The sequence below is a fragment of the Planctomycetia bacterium genome, assembly GCA_034440135.1.
Taxonomy (GTDB): domain Bacteria; phylum Planctomycetota; class Planctomycetia; order Pirellulales; family JALHLM01; genus JALHLM01.
In genome coordinates, this window is the sequence record JAWXBP010000246.1 from 59,191 (window position 1) to 76,514 (window position 17,324).

Annotated in this window: 12 protein-coding genes; 8 read left to right on the forward strand and 4 right to left on the reverse strand. The window is 61.4% G+C overall.

Annotated features, from left to right (window positions below; all coding sequences use genetic code 11):
* Nucleotides 1-99 precede the first annotated feature (99 nt).
* The 3 genes from SGJ19_14830 (at nt 100) to SGJ19_14840 (ending at nt 5,212) form a co-directional block, all read left to right on the forward strand.
* Nucleotides 100-1,419 carry a Trx7/PDZ domain-containing (seleno)protein gene (locus SGJ19_14830; GenBank protein MDZ4781522.1) on the forward strand — a complete coding sequence of 440 codons (1,320 nt, stop codon included), beginning with the start codon at nt 100-102 and terminating at the stop codon, nt 1,417-1,419.
* A 9-nt stretch (nt 1,420-1,428) separates the two neighbouring features.
* On the forward strand, nt 1,429-2,454 hold the full coding sequence (locus SGJ19_14835) for a nitrilase-related carbon-nitrogen hydrolase (GenBank protein MDZ4781523.1): 1,026 nt from the start codon (nt 1,429-1,431) through the stop codon (nt 2,452-2,454).
* A 760-nt stretch (nt 2,455-3,214) separates the two neighbouring features.
* A complete protein-coding gene (locus SGJ19_14840) occupies nt 3,215-5,212 on the forward strand; it encodes an ABC transporter ATP-binding protein (protein MDZ4781524.1) in 1,998 nt (665 codons plus the stop codon).
* A gap of 75 nt (nt 5,213-5,287) precedes the next feature.
* Here SGJ19_14840 and SGJ19_14845 read toward each other — a convergent pair whose 3' ends face one another.
* Entirely contained in the window at nt 5,288-5,824 is a 537-nt protein-coding gene (locus SGJ19_14845) for a hypothetical protein (GenBank protein MDZ4781525.1), read from the reverse strand.
* Nucleotides 5,821-7,053, reverse strand: coding sequence for a CoA transferase (locus tag SGJ19_14850; protein MDZ4781526.1), 1,233 nt, complete (start codon nt 7,051-7,053; stop codon nt 5,821-5,823). The genes SGJ19_14845 and SGJ19_14850 overlap by 4 nt, the downstream gene beginning before the upstream one ends.
* Nucleotides 7,054-7,134: 81 nt before the next feature.
* On the opposite strand from SGJ19_14850, the gene SGJ19_14855 reads away from it, so the two are divergent.
* The 3 genes from SGJ19_14855 to SGJ19_14865 all read left to right on the forward strand — a co-directional run bounded on the left by SGJ19_14855 (nt 7,135) and on the right by SGJ19_14865 (nt 9,623).
* Nucleotides 7,135-7,356 (forward strand): hypothetical protein, encoded by a 222-nt coding sequence (locus tag SGJ19_14855; protein MDZ4781527.1) that lies wholly within the window; start codon nt 7,135-7,137, stop codon nt 7,354-7,356.
* Between the two features lie 40 nt (nt 7,357-7,396).
* Entirely contained in the window at nt 7,397-8,512 is a 1,116-nt protein-coding gene (gene aroB, locus SGJ19_14860) for a 3-dehydroquinate synthase (GenBank protein ID MDZ4781528.1), read from the forward strand.
* Nucleotides 8,513-8,675: 163 nt separating this feature from the next.
* Entirely contained in the window at nt 8,676-9,623 is a 948-nt protein-coding gene (locus SGJ19_14865; protein ID MDZ4781529.1) for an aminotransferase class IV, read from the forward strand.
* On the opposite strand, the gene SGJ19_14870 is transcribed toward SGJ19_14865, so the two are convergent.
* Entirely contained in the window at nt 9,620-11,065 is a 1,446-nt protein-coding gene (locus SGJ19_14870; GenBank protein ID MDZ4781530.1) for a PQQ-dependent sugar dehydrogenase, read from the reverse strand. The two genes, SGJ19_14865 and SGJ19_14870, sit on opposite strands and share 4 nt — an antisense overlap.
* 513 nt (nt 11,066-11,578) lie before the next feature.
* On the opposite strand from SGJ19_14870, the gene SGJ19_14875 reads away from it, so the two are divergent.
* Together SGJ19_14875 and SGJ19_14880 are read left to right on the forward strand one after the other, a co-directional pair.
* Entirely contained in the window at nt 11,579-12,847 is a 1,269-nt protein-coding gene (locus SGJ19_14875) for an efflux RND transporter periplasmic adaptor subunit (protein ID MDZ4781531.1), read from the forward strand.
* A 5-nt stretch (nt 12,848-12,852) separates the two neighbouring features.
* Nucleotides 12,853-16,185 carry a multidrug efflux RND transporter permease subunit gene (locus SGJ19_14880; GenBank protein MDZ4781532.1) on the forward strand — a complete coding sequence of 1,111 codons (3,333 nt, stop codon included), beginning with the start codon at nt 12,853-12,855 and terminating at the stop codon, nt 16,183-16,185.
* 46 nt (nt 16,186-16,231) lie between these two features.
* Here SGJ19_14880 and SGJ19_14885 read toward each other — a convergent pair whose 3' ends face one another.
* Nucleotides 16,232-17,218, reverse strand: coding sequence for a GDP-mannose 4,6-dehydratase (locus SGJ19_14885; GenBank protein ID MDZ4781533.1), 987 nt, complete (start codon nt 17,216-17,218; stop codon nt 16,232-16,234).
* Nucleotides 17,219-17,324: the final 106 nt, after the last annotated feature.

Sequence of the window (17,324 nt, forward strand, 5' to 3'; positions counted from 1 at the left end):
GCGCCTGCCGCATGATTCTTAGGACGCCGTTCGGTGTTCCGCGTTCGCTGCGCGTGTTGCATTTTCCGCTTGCTCATCTCGTCGCCAAGGGTTCAAGCCATGCGCTCTATCGTGCTCGCTGCGATTTGCTTGCTCGTTGCGAACGCGTCTGTTCATGCGCAGGACGAACGGACCAAGCGTTTGAACGAAGACCGGGCCGCGTTCGAGTCCTCGGAACAATGGTATTACAACGACCTGGAACGCGGTTTCGCCGAGGCGCGCAAGTCGGGCAAGCCGTTGCTGGTGGTGCTGCGGTGTGTCCCTTGCGAGGCCTGCAAGGTGTTCGACGAGCAGGTCGCGCACGAAGACCCGCGGATCAAGCCGCTGCTGGAACAATTTGTCTGCGTGCGGGTGATCAAGACGAACGGGCTCGATCTCAGCCTGTTTCAATCCGACTTCGATCAGAGCTTCGCCGTGTTCATGCTGAATGCGGATCGGACGATCTACGGCCGCTACGGCACGCGCCCGGAAACGGAATCGCAGGAAACCGAGATGTCGTTGGAAGGCTTTGCCGACACGTTGCGGCAGGGCCTCGAACTACACCAAGGCTATCCCCGCAATCGCGATCGACTGGCCGCTAAGACGCCGGGCAAGCCGCGCTATGCGTTACCGGAGGATCTGCCGGAATTGCAGAAGTACCGCGAGTTCGCCAAGGTCGAAAAACTGGAAACGCGGATGTGCATCCATTGCCACCAGATTCGCGAGGCGGAGCGGCTGGAATACCGCAAACGCGGCGCGGCGATTCCGCTGGAAACGCTATTCACCTGGCCGGCCACCACGGCATTGGGCTTTGCCCTCGATCCGAACACCTCCGCGACGGTGGCCGACGTGACGAAGGGGTCGCCAGCGGAACAAGCCGGGCTGCGGCCGGACGACCGGTTAATCGCCGTGGACGGGCAGGCGGTGATTTCGCTGGCGGACGTCAAATGGGCGCTGGACCAAGCCGGCGACAAACTTGAAGTCGCCGTTGAATTGGAACGCGACGACATGCCGTTGACGCTGGCCTTGCCGCTGGCCAAGAACTGGCGGGCGAAGTCCGACATTTCCTCGCGCGTGACGACTTGGGACCTGCGCCGGATGGTTACGGGCGGTTTGGTGTTGGAATCCCTCGATGACGAGACGCGGACCGAGCTGAAATTGAGCCAGGTCGAGTTGGCCCTCCGCGTGAAGTATGTCGGACAATACGGCGAGCACGCGGCCGGCAAGCAGGCTGGTTTTCAGGAGGGAGACATCATCGTCGAATTTGACGGCATGATTCGGCGCTGGCGCGAAACGGACCTGATCGCCTACGGCCTCACGGAGCGCCGGCGCGGCGATTCGGTCGCCGTCACGATTTTGCGCGACGGCCAGCACCTCGAACGCAAGTTGCCGATGCAGTAACCTGAGGGCATGCCAAACTGCGATCGCTACTACGCCGCCGCGTGCCAGCTCGACCTGCCGAATCCCCAGTCGCGCGATGAAATCCCGGCGCGCGTGCAACATCTGCTGGCGATGGTCGATCGCGCGGTGCAAGGTTATGAGCCGTTCTTTCCGGTGCGGTTGATCGTCTTCCCGGAATTCGCCCATGCGGCGCCAATCTACGCCAGCGTCGCGGAGTTGCGCGACCGGCTGGCCGTCGAGTTGCCTGGCGAACATACGGATGCCTATGTGCGCCGCGCGAAGGAGCTGGGAGTCTACGTTCAGACCGGCAGCTTCTTGGAAGTCGATCGCGCGTGGCCGGGGCACGTGTTCAATACGACGTGTTTGATCGGTCCCACGGGGTTGCTGGCGAAGTATCGCAAGGTCCATACTTGGATTCCCTGGGAACTGCACACCAGCCCGCATGATCTGCCGGAATACACGGACGCGATCTATCCCGTCGTGGAAACGGAAATCGGGCGGCTCGGCGCGGCGATTTGTTACGACTGGCTATTCCCCGAGGCGATTCGCCAACTCGCCTTGGCCGGCGCAGAAGTGTTGATTCGCGTTTCGGCTTATATGGATCCCTGGGGTACGGCGCAGCCGCTCGATTGGTGGACGCTGGTGAATCGCGTCCGCGCGTTGGAGAATATGGCCTACGTCGTGGCCGCGAACCAAGCGGCGCGATTGGAAAACTATCCGCCGTTCAGTTGGCCAGGCGGCAGCATGGTTGTCGACTACGACGGCCGCATCCTCGCGCAAGCGGAACCAGGCGGCGGCGACCGGATTGTCGTCGGCCCCATCGATCTCGCGGCGCTGCGCGCGGAACGCGAGCGTCGACGCGGGCACCACATGCTTTCACAACTGCGGATGGAGACGTATCGCACCTACAACGCGTCGATCTATCCGGCCACGACCGCCGCGGAACAACCGCACGACGCTGCCCAAATTGAAGCCAACATTGCCGAGGCAAAACGACGGTGGAATTCACGCGCCGACGGGCCGCCAGAAGCGTAGTATTCAGTGGCGAATGGACGTCGGCTTGATTTCCTGCCGGCGAAGTTTGCCCAACGCCTATGACCCGATCAGGGGAGGGCATATTCCCCCAAGAATTTTGGTGAGAAACCCGGAATCTAATTGACGGAGGGGGAGGCGCTCTGATAACGATAGAGTGTGTTGTGCGATACCTGTCGTCCGCATCCTTGAATTCGAAAGGAGGGCTGCCGTGCAGAGTCCGCCGGACAGTTTTGTCGGAGGAGCCGAGCCTTAGGCCCACGACGAGCGGCCCCGTACCTGGCAGGCCGATTGCCTGCCGGCACAGCGTGTGACGGCCAGCGCCGCTCACACCCGCTTGCCGCCTTAAAGGTCGGCCGCTGCGAATGACCTGGTCCCGCTCCTCCGATGTTTGCCAGCGTGAGTTTTTGGTACGAACTATTCCTCCCAACCTCATGTTGTAGTCCACCAACTTTCAACGCCTTTTTTCGACCCTCCGAGCCCTCTGGCCCGGAGGGTTTTTTCGTGCGCGGACCGGGAAGCTGCGGAGTGCTGGCGATTTAGCGAGACGAGAGAAGGCTTCCATCGCATCGCTTATTCCAAGCCCAGGGAAGGCCGCCATTGACTATGGTGATAGAAAAGTCTCCGAGGGCCTTCCCTGGGCTTAACGGCGAAAATCATTGCTTTTCTAAAGTGTCCGGCGAGATTTCCGGCCTTGGTCGCCCCCTGGGCTTCTGTTACAAACTGCCCGGTTTGTCAGATCAGCCAGGGACGGCTTGCGACGATGGAAAATTTTCTGAGGGCCATTCGACTTGCCCTCCACTATCGATGGACGTTCGCCGCATCGGTGTTTTGTGCACTGATGGTCGGCGTGCTTTGGGGCGGCAACATCGGCGCCGTGGCCCCGTTCGTGCAGGTGGCGTTCGAGAAACAGTCGCTGCACGATTGGGTCCGCAACGAGATTCGCGAAGACGAGTCGAAGGCCGCGGAGCAAGCCGCACTGGGGGCGAAACTTGCCGCCGCGCCGGCCGGCGAATCGCCTGAGCAGCGCGAGCAACGCCTGGCGGAGATCGCGCAACACGAGGCCGAAGCGGCGGATGCGCGTGCATCGGCCGCTTACTACCAGCGGATCGAGCCCTACGTCCAGCGCTGGCTGCCCGTCGATCCCTTCCGCACGCTCGTGCTGGTCGTTGCGCTGTTGATGATCGGCACGACGATCAAGAGCGTGTTCCTGGCGCTGCACGCGATTCTAGTCAATCGCCTCGCGCAACTCGCCATCTTCAATTTGCGCAAGGAATTCTTTCGGCACAGCCTGAAAATGGACCTGTCGCAGTTCTCCGAGGACGGCGCCAGCGACTTGATGAGCCGCTTCACCTACGACATGGAAAGTCTTTCCAACGGGCTCGAAAACCTGTTCGGCAAGGCAGTCCGCGAACCGCTCAAGATGATCGTCTGCTTGATCGGCGCTGGCATAGTTTGCTGGCGACTGCTGCTGTTCTCGCTGATCACCGCGCCCCTCTGCGCGATCCTGGTGCGGCAACTTGCCAAGGCGCTGAAGCGGGCCAACCGCCGCGCGATGGAGGAGATGTCGCAGATCTACAATCTGCTGACCGAGACTTTCGACGGCATCAAGGTGGTGAAAGCGTTCACGATGGAGCGCTACGAGCGCCGCCGCTTTCACGAGAGTTGTAAGAACTATTATCGCAAGGCGGCGAAGATCGCCCGGTACGATTCGCTCACGCACCCGCTGACGGAAATGATCGGCGTGACGATTATCTGCCTGGCGCTCCTTTCCGGGGCTTACCTGGTGATCAACCGAGCGACGCACCTGTTTGGCATCCGCATGTGCGACGAACCGCTCACGCTGACGAGCCTGGCGTTGTTTTATGGGTTGCTGGCCGGCGTGAGCGATCCCGCGAGAAAGCTGTCGGAAATCTTCAGCCGGATGCAGCGGGCTTCGGCCGCAGCCGATCGGATTTATCAACAGATTGATCGCGCGCCGGCCATTGTCGATACGCCGACGCCGCGCCGTTTGCCGCGGCATCGTCAGACGCTTACTTTCGACCAGGTCGGCTTCGCTTATGCCGCGGGGAAACGCGTCCTCGACGATATCCAGCTCGAGATCCAGTTCGGCGAGCGGATCGCCATCGTCGGCCCGAACGGGTGCGGCAAGACCACGCTCGCCAACCTGGTGCCGCGGTTCTACGATCCCTCGGCCGGCTCCGTTCTGCTCGACGGCGTCGATCTGCGGCTGGTCCGCCGCCGCGAGCTAAGACAGCAAATCGGGCTCGTCACCCAGGAACCGACGCTGTTTGACGACACGGTGTTCAACAACATTCGCTATGGTTCGCCGCAGGCCACGGCCGACGAAGTGCTGGCCGCGTCGAAGCGCGCCCATTGCCACCGCTTTATCGAAGAGCGCCTGCCCGACGGCTATCAGACCCAGGTCGGCAACCGCGGCGGTCAACTTTCTGGCGGCCAGCGCCAGCGGATCGCACTGGCCCGGGCGATTCTCCGCGACCCGCCGATCCTGATCCTGGACGAAGCCACGAGCCAGGTTGATCTGGAAAGCGAGCAGGTCATCCACCAGGTGCTGGAGCAATTCACCAGGAATCGCACCACAATCATCATCACGCACCGGATGAGCACGCTGGCGCTCGCGGACCGCATCGTGGTCATGGACCACGGCAACATCCTCGACAGCGGCACGCACGAGCAACTCCTCCGCCGCTGCGAGCTCTACGGCCGGCTGCATGACATTCAATTCCGCGAGATCGCTTAGGTCCGCGACTTTTTTTTCACCGCGGAGGCGCAGAGGCGCGGTGGATCGCGGAATGTCGTCATCGACCTTCCTACTTTAGTCACTCGGTGGAACGAATTGTTCCTTCAAGAAGGATTCCAGGCCTTCGCTGATGGGCGCGACGGAGATCTCTGCTCCGCTTTCCAGTAGTCGCAAGCGCTGGGCTTCCGGGGCGAAGAGAATCGTCGCACGCTCGTCTGTTTCGCCAAATTGCAGCGCGTATTGCCAATCCGCCGACTCGCTCGACGTGGCGTTCCAATCGAAGCAATTTGCGTTCAACAGCCCGCTACGGAAATGAACCAAGCCGCGCGCGTTGGTTATGTCGCGGCGTTCGACGACGTGTAGCCGTTGCCCGTCGAGGGTGATGGTTTCCAAGACGTCCGCGGACGTGGGTTCGTCGTCCGTTGATAGTCGCCAAGCTTGGACTTCCTTGCCATGGGCGATCAGCTTGGCCGCCGCCGGTCCCCAGAGTTCCATTGGCCGGTGCTGCTGGCGATAGTGGAAGAGCCACGCTCCCACGGACATCGCGATGGCTAGGCCGAAGGCGGTGAGGATCATCCATTTGCCGGAGACGGTTCGGGGTGCGTCACTCATGCGACGACTCCCGACTGGCGCAAAGTTTGAATCCGCGCGGCGTCATAGCCGATCCAGTCGCGCAATACTTCATCGGTATGTGCCCCCAGTTCCGGCGGCGCGCCGACTTTGCGCCGCGGTTCGTCGTGCCAATGAATCGGGCTTCCAAGTACATGATATTCGCGTCCAGCGCCGTCGCGAACCGGCACGACCAGCTCTCGCGCCAACGTCTGCGGCGCGGCGAGCGCGACATCGAGCGGCACGACTGGCGCGTGCGGCACGCCGGTGGGTTCGAGCAGTTCACGCCACGCCGCCGTCGTGCGCGTGGCGAGGATAGGTTGCATGAGCGCGATCAACTCCGCGCGATGTTCCACGCGCGCCGGGTTCGTAGCGAACTTGGGATCATTCGCCCAGTTCGCTTGGCCGGCCACCTGGCAGAACTGCCGCCATTGACCATCGTTGCCGACCGCGAGCACCAAATGTCCGTCGCTAGTCGCGAAGACCTGGTACGGCACGATCTGCGCGTGAGCGTTTCCGTAACGCGTCGGGCGCTGGCCGGTGACGAGCGAACTCTGGGCGACGTTCACCAGGCTCGCGAGCGTGCAGTCAAACAAAGATAAATCGAAAGCCGAGCCGCCGCGCCCTGCGATCCGGGCGAACAGGCCGGCCAGAGTGCTGATGGCCGCGTAGAGACCGGTGATGACATCGGCGATCGCTACGCCGACTTTCATCGGCGCGCCGTCCGGCTCGCCCGTGATCGACATCAATCCCGACGTGGCTTGGATCACTAAATCGTAGCCGGGTCGATCGGCTAGGGGCCCGGTGCGGCCGTATCCGGAGATCGAGCAACTTACTAGCAACGGGTTGAGCTCGGTGAGCCTGGCCGGCGTCAGGCCGTACTTCGCGGCGGCGTCCGGCAGAAAGTTTTCGACGAGAATATCCGCGCGCCGGATTAAATCCTCCAGCACGGCGATCCCGTCTGACTGGGAAAGATCGAGCGCCAGCGAACGTTTACTGTGATTGGCGCTGGCAAAATAGGCGCTCGGTCCGCCGTCGGGCACGAAAGGGGGGCCCCAAGCCCTGGTGTCGTCGCCCGTGCTGGGACGTTCCACTTTGACAACGTCGGCGCCCAACTCGGCTAATACCTGGCAACAAACCGGGCCCGCCAAGACGCGCGATAAATCGAGTACTTTGATACCCAGCAGCGGCGTCACGCCCGGCATCATCGGTCGGCCTCCAGCCCTGGTCACGGGGACTCCGGGGCCAGTATACTTTTTGCTTCGACATCACGAAACCGGCGCGACGCCGACATTCGCATTGGGTAGCACGTAATGGCCAACGCATTTGATCCGTACCGCGAAGCCTTGGTGGTGGAAACCCAAACCGTCTGGCCGGACGCCTATGACGATTGGGAAGCAGCGGACCGCGACCGGCTGAGCGAAAAGCTCCATGCCGCGCCCCAGCAGGCCGCGGACCTGGACTACGTGCGGATGCACACCGGTTTCTGCCGGCAAATCACTGTCACCCAGGCCGACGTCGAGCGTCTCAATTAGCCGGCCGTCGCCGTTTCTTCCTCATCACCAGGGCGCCGACGTGTCCACCGCCACTGAGATTGTTCACGTCGCCCTGGGCGAACGCAGCTATCCGATCGAGATTGGCGCCGGCATTCTCGGCGAATCGCCGCGCTTGGTGCAGGAAGTGGTCGCCGCGCGGGGCGCGCAAGTGTCGCGGGTGATTTTGATCACCGACGACAATGTGATGGAGCCGCACGCGACGCCGATCGCCGATAGCCTGGCCGACGCCGGGTTGGACGTCGGCGCGTTGGTGATTGACGCCGGCGAGGAATCGAAATCGGCCGAAGTGGCGGAAGGCCTCTGGGAGGCCATGCTGGAACGCGGCGCCGATCGGCGGACCGTCGTGGTGGCCGTCGGCGGCGGCGTCGTCGGTGATCTGGCCGGATTCGTCGCGGCGACATTCGCCCGCGGCCTAGCGTTTGTGCAGATCCCCACGACGTTGCTGGCGCAAGTCGACAGCTCAGTGGGTGGCAAAGTCGGCATCAATCTCTCACGCGCCAAGAACATGGTCGGCTGTTTCTGGCAACCGCATGGCGTGCTGATCGACATCGACACGCTAGCCACGCTGCCGGAGCGCGACTATCGCTCCGGGCTGGCGGAAGTCGTCAAGTATGGCGTGATCCTCGACGCGGAGTTCTTCGCGTATCTGGAGAGTCACGTCGCGGAATTGCGCGAACGCGACGCCGCGGTGCTCACGCATGTGGTCGCGCGTTGTTGCCGGCTTAAGGCGGACGTCGTCGAACAGGACGAACGCGAGGAAACAGGCCTCCGCGCGGTGCTCAATTACGGCCACACGTTTTGCCACGCCATTGAGGCGCTGGCGGGCTACGGCACGTATTTGCATGGCGAGGCGGTCTCGATCGGTATGCACTGCGCCGCGCAGCTCGCGGAGCGACTCAAGCGCGTGCCGCCGGACTTCACCGCCCGGCAACATGCGTTGCTCACGGCGCTCGAACTTCCGGTCGAACTCCCGGAACTCGGCGTGGACGAAATGCTCGAGGCGATGGCTCTCGACAAGAAAACCGAACACGGGCAAATTCGGTTCGTGCTGCCTACGCGGTTGGGACACGTGGAGGTGGTGAAGGACGTGCCGCGAGCGGAGGTGGAGGGAGTGCTGAGGGGAAGGGGTGAATGACGAATTTCTAAATCTGAATGTCGAATCAAGTTCAAATGACGAATGATTGAATGATTTCGCCACTCAAGCGCCGTGCCGCATACCCCCCATCGCCATTCGAAATTTCGACATTCGGATTTGATTCGACATTCAGATTTAGAAACTCGACATTCTCAATACCCCCATGTCGCGCATCGTCTATTTCAACGGCCGGTTTGTTCCTGAACATGGGGCCCGGTTGTCGATTTATGACTCGGCGCTGTTGCTGGGGGACATGGCTTACGAGGTGACGCGGACCGTAAGGCAGCGGCCTTATCGGCTACGGGACCATCTGGTACGTCTGCAACGCTCGCTCGCAGCCTTGCGGATCGAGCCGGGCTTTTCGATCGACGATTTGGAGCGCATCACGCTCGAAACGCTGGAGCGGAATCGTCCGCTGGAAGCGGACGACGTCGATTGGAACATCATCCACAACGTATCGCGCGGCCCAGCGGATGATTTTCGCGCAGCGTTCGCGCCGGAGGAACTGCGGCCCACGGTGCTCGTGAGTTGCTTTCCGATGCACGAAAAGCTGGCCAAACTGGCGCCGAGCTATACCTGTGGCGTCGACCTGGTCGTGCCGGCGCAACGCTCGATTCCCTCTTCGCTGCTCGACGCGCACATCAAGTTCCGCAGCCGCGTGCATTTTCAACTAGCGAACTTGCAGGCCCGAGAAAAATCCCCAGGCGCGATGGCCGCGCTGCTTGATCCTGACGGTTACCTCACCGAGGGAACGAGCGGCAACCTGTTCTGCGTGGAACGCGGACGGCTAATCACGCCGACGTCGCGCAACATCCTGCCGGGCATCACTCGCGACGTGGTTTTACATCTTGCTGCGAGACTTGGCATCCCCGCAGAGGAGGCCGACATCTCCGTTGATCGCGCGAGCGAGGCGGGCGAGATGTTCGTCACGTCGACCAGCATCGGCATCCTGCACGCCCGATCGTTCGAGCTGCACGCTATCGGCGGCGGCCAGATGGGGTCGATCACGGCGATGCTCCGCGCGGCGCTTGGTGACGAGATCGGCCTGGATTTCGCCGCGCAAGCCTTGGCCTACGCGGCGAAGTTCGGAAGGGATGCTTCCGCAGATTAACGGCGACGACGCTTAAGCACAGCCAGGCCGGCCAGTCCCGTCAACGCTAGGCACGCCGCGCCCGGCTCCGGCACGCTTTCCACCGGTCCGGCGGCGAAGTCGTTGCGCACGTTGTTCAGATCGACGATGTTTACGATGCCGTCGAGGTTCGTGTCTCCGAGGCCCGTGCCGCCGAAGTTGTTGCGGACGTTGTTGAGGTCGGCGATGCCGACTTCGCCGTCACCGTCGGTGTCGCCCCAGAGCGGGACTAGTTTGTAAATCTGACCGCCGAGGTCGACGATGTACAGTTCCCCCGAGGCGTCCTCGCCGAACGCGGAGATTTGATCGACGGTGCCCGTGTCGGGATGGATCGCGTTGGTGCGGTTTTGGAAGTCCGTTTTGGTTTCGCCGTCGTACTTGAAGGTCCAGATTTGCTCGGTGGCAAAATCGGCGAAGAAGTACGCGCCGTCCAGGAACGGCATCGCCTCGCCGCGATAGACATAGCCGCCGGTAATCACAAACCCGCCGTCCGGCCCGCCGACATGGCTGTATTCGTGGATCGGGCCGATGAAGCTCGGATCGTCGCATGGTTGATTGCGATTACCGTTCGCGCAGAACGTGCCTTCCATCACGCGCCAGCCGTAGTTCTCGCCGCCGGCGCTATCGGCGGCCTGAAAACTGACTTCCTCGCGCTGGCCTTGTCCCACGTCGCCGATGTAGAGATCGCCGGTCTCGCGGTCGAAGCCGTTGCGCCAGGGATTGCGCAACCCGAAGGCCCAAATCTCGTCGTCGCCGGTTGCGCCGACGAAGGGATTGCCGGCCGGAATACCGTACTGCCCCGTGGGGCCGTCGTTGCCATCGACGTCGATCCGCAGCAGCTTACCGAGCTTCTGATCGGTGATGTCCAACGCGCGATTGCCCGGGTCGTTGCCGTCGCCGCCGTCGCCGGAGGCGATGTACAAGTAGCCGTCATGGGGGCCGAAATCCATCCAGCCGCCGTTGTGATTCGAGAACGGCTGATCGTAGCCCATGACCAAGCGGCCGCTGTTCGGATCGGCCACGTTCGGATCGTCGCCGACCAGATACTCGCGGATTTCGGTGTCGCCGCCGCTAACTGTCAGGCTTACGTAGAACTTGCCGTTGTTGGCGAAGTCGGGATGAAACGCCACGCCGAGCAAGCCTTGTTCGTTGCCGGTCGCCAATCCGCCGAGATCAAGAAACGGCGTCGGATTGATCGTGCCGGTGGATTGATCGAGAATCTTGATAATGCCGGTGTGCTGCTCGGCAATGAACAATCGGCCATTGTCGCCGGCCGGCGAACCGGTATAGACGGGGCGCGATAGGTTGTTGGCGACGCGTTCGGCAGTGATCGACACAGCGGAAGCATCGAGCGCCAACGCGACGCAAAAGAGCAACGGAGCGGCGGCGCGCAAGGCGAACCAGCGAGCGCGATATGGGCGCATGACGTGCGTCTCCTCAATTCCAAGGTGCTGACCCCGAGTGTTCCTGGCCAGGGCTATTGTCGTTGAGGGCCGGGCGGGACGCAAGCAAGCAGAGAGACTATGGGAGGCGTCTCCGACGCCGATGAATAAGTACGGCTTGATGCAACAACGGGGGACTTACTGCTAAGTCTGTAGCATCGGCGTCAGAGACGCGTCCCACAGGCTACTCAGTTCAACCGCGCGTGGACTTTCGGACAGCGTCGGGGGCGGTGGTATCGGCATCGTCGCGGGGGCTAGTTCGGTCGTTCTGCCTGGCATAGACTAACCCAACGCCGTCAACCTCCTGGACGAGTATCAGTTAAATTCAGCTGAAAACGATGGCGTTTGTCAATTGGAAAGCGGCGTATTGGCAATCGAACCCGACGATCGTGATGCTATACTCGTCGAGGCATCGCGCTAGGCCAACGTCTTGGGCTTTGGCTTGATCGGCACAGCTGCTGACGATGCAAGAGCTGCCTTTGTGCGGAGCAAATCATGATCGAGAGTCGAATCACGGCATTCGTGGTGGGCACTGCGCTATTTGCTACCTCGCTCGCGGCACCAGGCTGCAACCGCGCTCAGCCGGAAACCAAAGCCCAACCGATTCCAAAGGTGACGGTAACGCCCGTCATTGCGCAGGAGATCTACGATTCAGACGAATACACCGGCAGGACGGAGGCGTCAGAGGCCGTCGAAGTGCGCGCGCGGGTGTTCGGCTATCTTAATACGGTCGAATTCAGTGACGGCGACTTTGTGAAGGAAGGACAAACGCTCTTTACGATCGAGCCTGACGAGTACCAAGCGATCCATGAGCAGTCCCTTTCCCGCGTCGAATTGCACAAAGCCAAGCTCGCGTTGGCGAAATCGAAGCTTGCCCGGAATGAAATATTGGTGAAGTCAAAAAACGTCAGCCAGGAGGAATACGAGGAAACGGTCGCAGCCGTGCAAGAGGAGGAAGCTCAGATTACCGCCGCTCAGGCCGACGCTAACCGCACCGCCGTCGATCTGAAATACACCGTGCTCAATGCGCCAATCGATGGACGCATTGACCGAGCGCTGGTCACGAAGGGGAATCTTCTCTCTGGCGGAATGGGCTCCGGAACGCTGCTTACCAAGATCGTCAAAGAGCAGCCCATGTACGTTTACTTCGACGTCGACGAACGATCACTGCTCCGCTATATGCGGCAACGATCCAGTACCAGTGAAACGGCGCCCGGCAGCTTGCGCGAGCAGCACATGTCCTGTTTCGTCAAGCTGGCGGACGAAAAGGAGTTTTTGCACGAAGGCCAGCTCGACTTTGCCTCGGCCGAAGTCAATGCGAGCAGCGGCACCGCCAGAATCCGTGGCGTTTTCAAAAACGACGATCGCGCGCTCGTCAGCGGTCTCTTCGTCCGGGTGCGAGTTCCCGTCAGCAAGCCGTACGAAGCAATGCTCGTTCCGGAACGGTCGCTGGCAACCGACCAGAACATCAAATTCGTCTATGTCGTGGGCGACGACGGCACAGCCACGCGGCGCACAGTTACGCTCGGCGGGCAGCGCGACGAGATGCGCGTCATCACTGCCGGACTTAAATCGGGCGAACGGGTGATTGTCAAAGGCTTGCAGCGAGTCAAGCCGGGGCAAAAAGTCGAAGCCGAGCTCGCGGAGGCCGCTCCGCCGGTTGCTGAGTCCCCGCCGGTCGAACAGGCCGCCGTGGGCGATTCAAAGCCGGCCGACTCGGTGGTTTCGAAGGTTCAACGGCGTGGTACTTCCCAGGAGCGATAAGCGCCGTGGCTAAATTCTTCATCTCGCGGCCAATCTTTGCGGCTGTAATCTCGGTCATCGTCACACTCGCCGGCGGAATTGCAGTCGGTCTGCTCCCTGTTGCGCAGTACCCCGAGATCACTCCGCCGACGGTCCAGGTGAGCTGCTTTTATCCTGGAGCCAGCTCAAAAGTAGTCGCCGACACGGTGGCCGCGCCGATCGAACAGCAGGTGATCGGCGTTGAGAACATGCTCTACATGAGCTCGCAGAGCACCAACGACGGCGGTTACAACCTGACCGTCACATTCGAGGTCGGCGTAAACCTCGATATGGCGCAAGTGCTCGTCCAGAACCGCGTGAATCTGGCGCTGCCGACACTTCCGAGCGAGGTCAAACAAACCGGCGTCAGCGTGAAGAAAAAGTCCCCGAGCATCCTGCTGGTGGTGAATCTCGTTTCGCCCCAGGGGACATACGATCAGCTCTATCTGAGCAATTATGCCACGATTCAGATCCGCGATGAGCTCGCCCAGATCAAAGGGGTCGGCGACGTCACCTATCTGGGTCAGCTCGATTACAGTATGCGGGCCTGGCTCGACCCTGACCATATGGCCGCCCGCGACTTGTCGGCCAGCGATGTCGTCGCGGCGCTCCGCGAGCAGAACGTCCAAGTCGCCGCTGGATCCATCGGCCGCCCGCCGGTCCCCGAGGGTCAGGCGTTTCAATACACGCTGAGCACGCTCGGGCGACTTACCGACCCCGAAGAGTTCGGCAACATTATCGTCAAGACAGGCGCCGATGGGCAGCTCACGCGCATGCGCGACCTGGTGACGGACGTTCGCAATGACGATGCCGGGAACGACTACGGTGGAATTCAGCTCGGCGCAAAAACAGAGGACACGTCCTGCAGTCTCGACGGACAGCCCTCGATCGGCCTGGGCATTTTCCAGCAACCTGGCTCGAACGCGCTGGCCACGGCTGATTCGATTCGCGTTCGCATGGATGAGCTGAAAAGGAGTTTTCCGCCTGACCTCGACTACGCGATCGTCTACGACACCACGCCGTTCATCAACGAATCGATTCACGAGGTCTTCAAGGCCCTGCGCGACGCTATCATCCTCGTCGCCATCGTGGTGCTGGCTTTTTTGCAATCCTGGCGCGCAACCATCATTCCGCTGATCGCTGTGCCGGTGGCCATCGTCGGCACGTTTGCCGTGATGATGGGCTTAGGATTCAGCCTCAACAATCTCTCGCTGTTTGGCCTGGTGCTGGCGATCGGCATCGTGGTCGACGACGCGATCGTGGTGGTCGAAGCGGTCGAGCACCATCTTGAGCACGGACTTGCTCCCAAGCTGGCGGCTGAAAAAGCGATGGGCGAAGTCACCGGACCGATCATCGCCATCTCCCTAGTGCTGATGTGCGTCTTCATCCCATGTGCGTTTATCTCCGGAATTACGGGCCAATTCTTCCGGCAGTTTGCGTTAACGATCGCCGTCTCGACGTTTTTCTCGGCGGTCAACTCGCTGACGTTGAGTCCCGCGCTGTGCGCCCTGTTGCTCAAACCCAAGCACGAGCAGCGCGATCCGCTGTCACGCGTCCTCAATCTTGGGCTTGGTTGGTTCTTCAAGCTGTTCAACGTCGGCTTTGAGAAGTCGGCAAACGTCTACAGCCGAGCCGTGGGCGGATTGCTGCGCGTCAGCTTCATCGTGCTGGCGGTCTACGGCGGATTGCTCTACCTCACCTATTTCAGCTTCACGCATGTGCCGACCGGATTCATTCCTTCGCAGGATAAAGGATATCTGCTTGTCGACGTTCGGCTTCCCGATTCCGCTTCACTCGAACGCACGCAAGCGGTGATGGCGCAGGTCGAGCAGATCGCCCGCGGCGAGGGCCATCAGGCCGAGAACCGTGGCGACGACAACGAGCCCCAGGATGATCAAGGCCATGCGTCTGGAAGCGGCATCCCGGGCGTCGCCCATACGATCACCATCTCCGGCCAGTCCATCGTGCAAAACGCGATCGGCTCGAATTATGGCACGGTGTACGTCGTGCTCGACGAATTCCATCGCCGCCATGGCAGCGAGTTAGGCGCCGATGCCATTGCCGCCAAGCTTCGAGCCGCGTGTTACAGAGAGGTTCAGGAAGCGTCGGTCGCCGTCTTCGGCGCTCCGGCGGTCGACGGTCTGGGCAGCGCCGGCGGTTTCAAAGTGATGGTGCGAGACGTCGCCGCGCTCGGTCTCAATTCGCTGCAAGAAACGGCCGATGCCGTCGCGGCTGTCGGCAACGAAGAGCCAGGACTCGTCGGCCTGTTCAGCGCCTTTCGTTCCGAAACGCCGCAGATGTATGTCGACGTGGATCGCGAACGCTGCAAGGCGATGGGCATTTCGCTCAACGAGGTGTTCCTCACGCTCCAGCTCTACCTCGGCGGATATTACACGAACGACTTCAACCAGTTCGGCCGCACCTGGCAGGTCAACCTGCAAGCGGACCCGCGCTTTCGGTTGTCCCCCGAACAGGTACGGCAGTTCAAGGTGCGCAACGTCAACGGCGAGATGGTGCCGCTGGGCAGCGTCACGCATGTTAGCGAGCGGGGCGGACCGGCGCTGGTCATCCGCTATAACGGCGTCACCGCCGCGGCCGTCAATGGCGGTTCGCTCCCCGGAGTCAGTTCCGGTGACGTGATCAAGAGCGTCGAAGGTGTTGGCGAGCGCGAGCTGCCGCAAGGCATGAACCTGCAATGGACAGAACTCACGCTCTTGCAAATCCGTGCGGGCAATACGGCGATCGTCGTCTTTGCCGTGGCCGTCGTGCTGGTGTTTCTGGTTCTTGCCGCCCAGTATGAAAGCCTCAGTTTACCCCTAGCAGTAATTCTTGTCGTGCCGATGTGCCTGCTCTGCTCGGTCGTCGGCGTCGCCATGGCCGGCATGGACATCAACATTTTCGTGCAGATTGGCTTTGTGGTGTTGGTCGGATTGGCGAGCAAGAACGCGATTTTGATTGTGGAATTCGCCAAAGGAAAATCCGCTCAAGGCGTACCGCCCTGGGAAGCCACGGTCGAGGCCTGCCGCTTGCGCCTGCGGCCGATCATCATGACCTCTCTGGCGTTCATCCTGGGCGTGGTGCCACTTGCCCTGGCTGTCGGGGCCGGCGCCGAAATGCGCAGCACGCTCGGCATCGCCGTGTTCTCCGGCATGCTTGGCGTCACCCTGTTCGGAATCTTCCTGACGCCAGTGTTCTACTACGTGATCGTGCGCTGGTTTGGCGCAAAAACTTTGCCGCCCGAGCCAACGGAAACGACACTTCCCGGCCAATCGCCAGACGGGAACGGAGACGCTGTCTTGACCACGGCATCCGCTGAATGACGACTTCTCTCCCTCGCTTGCGCGTCGGGTTGGTGTCGTAACTCGACTACACGTCGCCGAGCGAAAGATCTTTCGCCCAGGAGCGTTGGGCCTGATACCACTCCACGGCCGCTTTCAGCCCGTCTTCGAAGGACATCTGCGGCGCCCAGTCCAACTCGGTGCGCGCTCGGGTAATGTCCGCCCAGGTGGCTGGGACGTCGGCGGGGTGCATGGGGCGATAGTCGATTTTCGCCTCGCGCCCGACCATCCGGGAGATGGTGTCGATCATCGTGCGGAGTTTGGCCGGCCGATCGCTGCCGAGATTGATCGTGTGATGCCCTTCCAGCTTAAGGGCCGCGCAGACGCCGCGGGCGATGTCGTCGACATACGTGAAGTCGCGTTCCTGGCTGCCGTCGCCGAAGACGACGATCGGATCTCCTTCGCTGATATTTCGCACGAAGCGGAACATGCTCATGTCCGGCCGGCCTGCGGGACCGTAGACCGTGAAGAACCGCAGCGAAGTGACATGCAAGCCGAACAGATGATAGTACGTGTACGCCAGCGCTTCGGCGGCCAATTTGCTGGCCGAGTAAGGAGACAGCGGGCGCGTGACGTCGGCGTCTTCGCTGAACGGCACTGTGTTGTGGCCGCCGTAAAGACTTGACGTCGACGCAAGAATAAATCGCTTCGTCCCGTGCTGTTGGCATAGGTCCAACAGGTTGAGCGTGCCTTCGACGTTGGTCGACTGGTACACCCAGGGATTGGCCACCGACTGCCGGACGCCGGCCCGCGCAGCGAGATTCAACACACCGCCGAAGGGGCGATCGCCAGCGAACACTCCCGCCAGCGCCACGCGATCCGTGATGTCGATCGGCGCGAAGGTGAAGCCCGCGCGCCCTTCTAATTGCTTGAGCCGCCAATGTTTCAAGCGAGGATCGTAAGCGTCGTTCAGCGTATCAATGCCGAACACTTCGTGTCCAGCTTCCAGCAGACGCCGGCAAACTCCGGAAGCGATAAAGCCGGCACAGCCGGTGACGAGATAGCGTTCGGACATGGATTGTCTTCAACCAAAGGTATGTGAATGTGCGCCGCGTCGCAGGAGCCGTGGATGGAATGTCGGATTTCGAAATTCCCCCACTTCCCTCTGCGCCTCTGCGGTG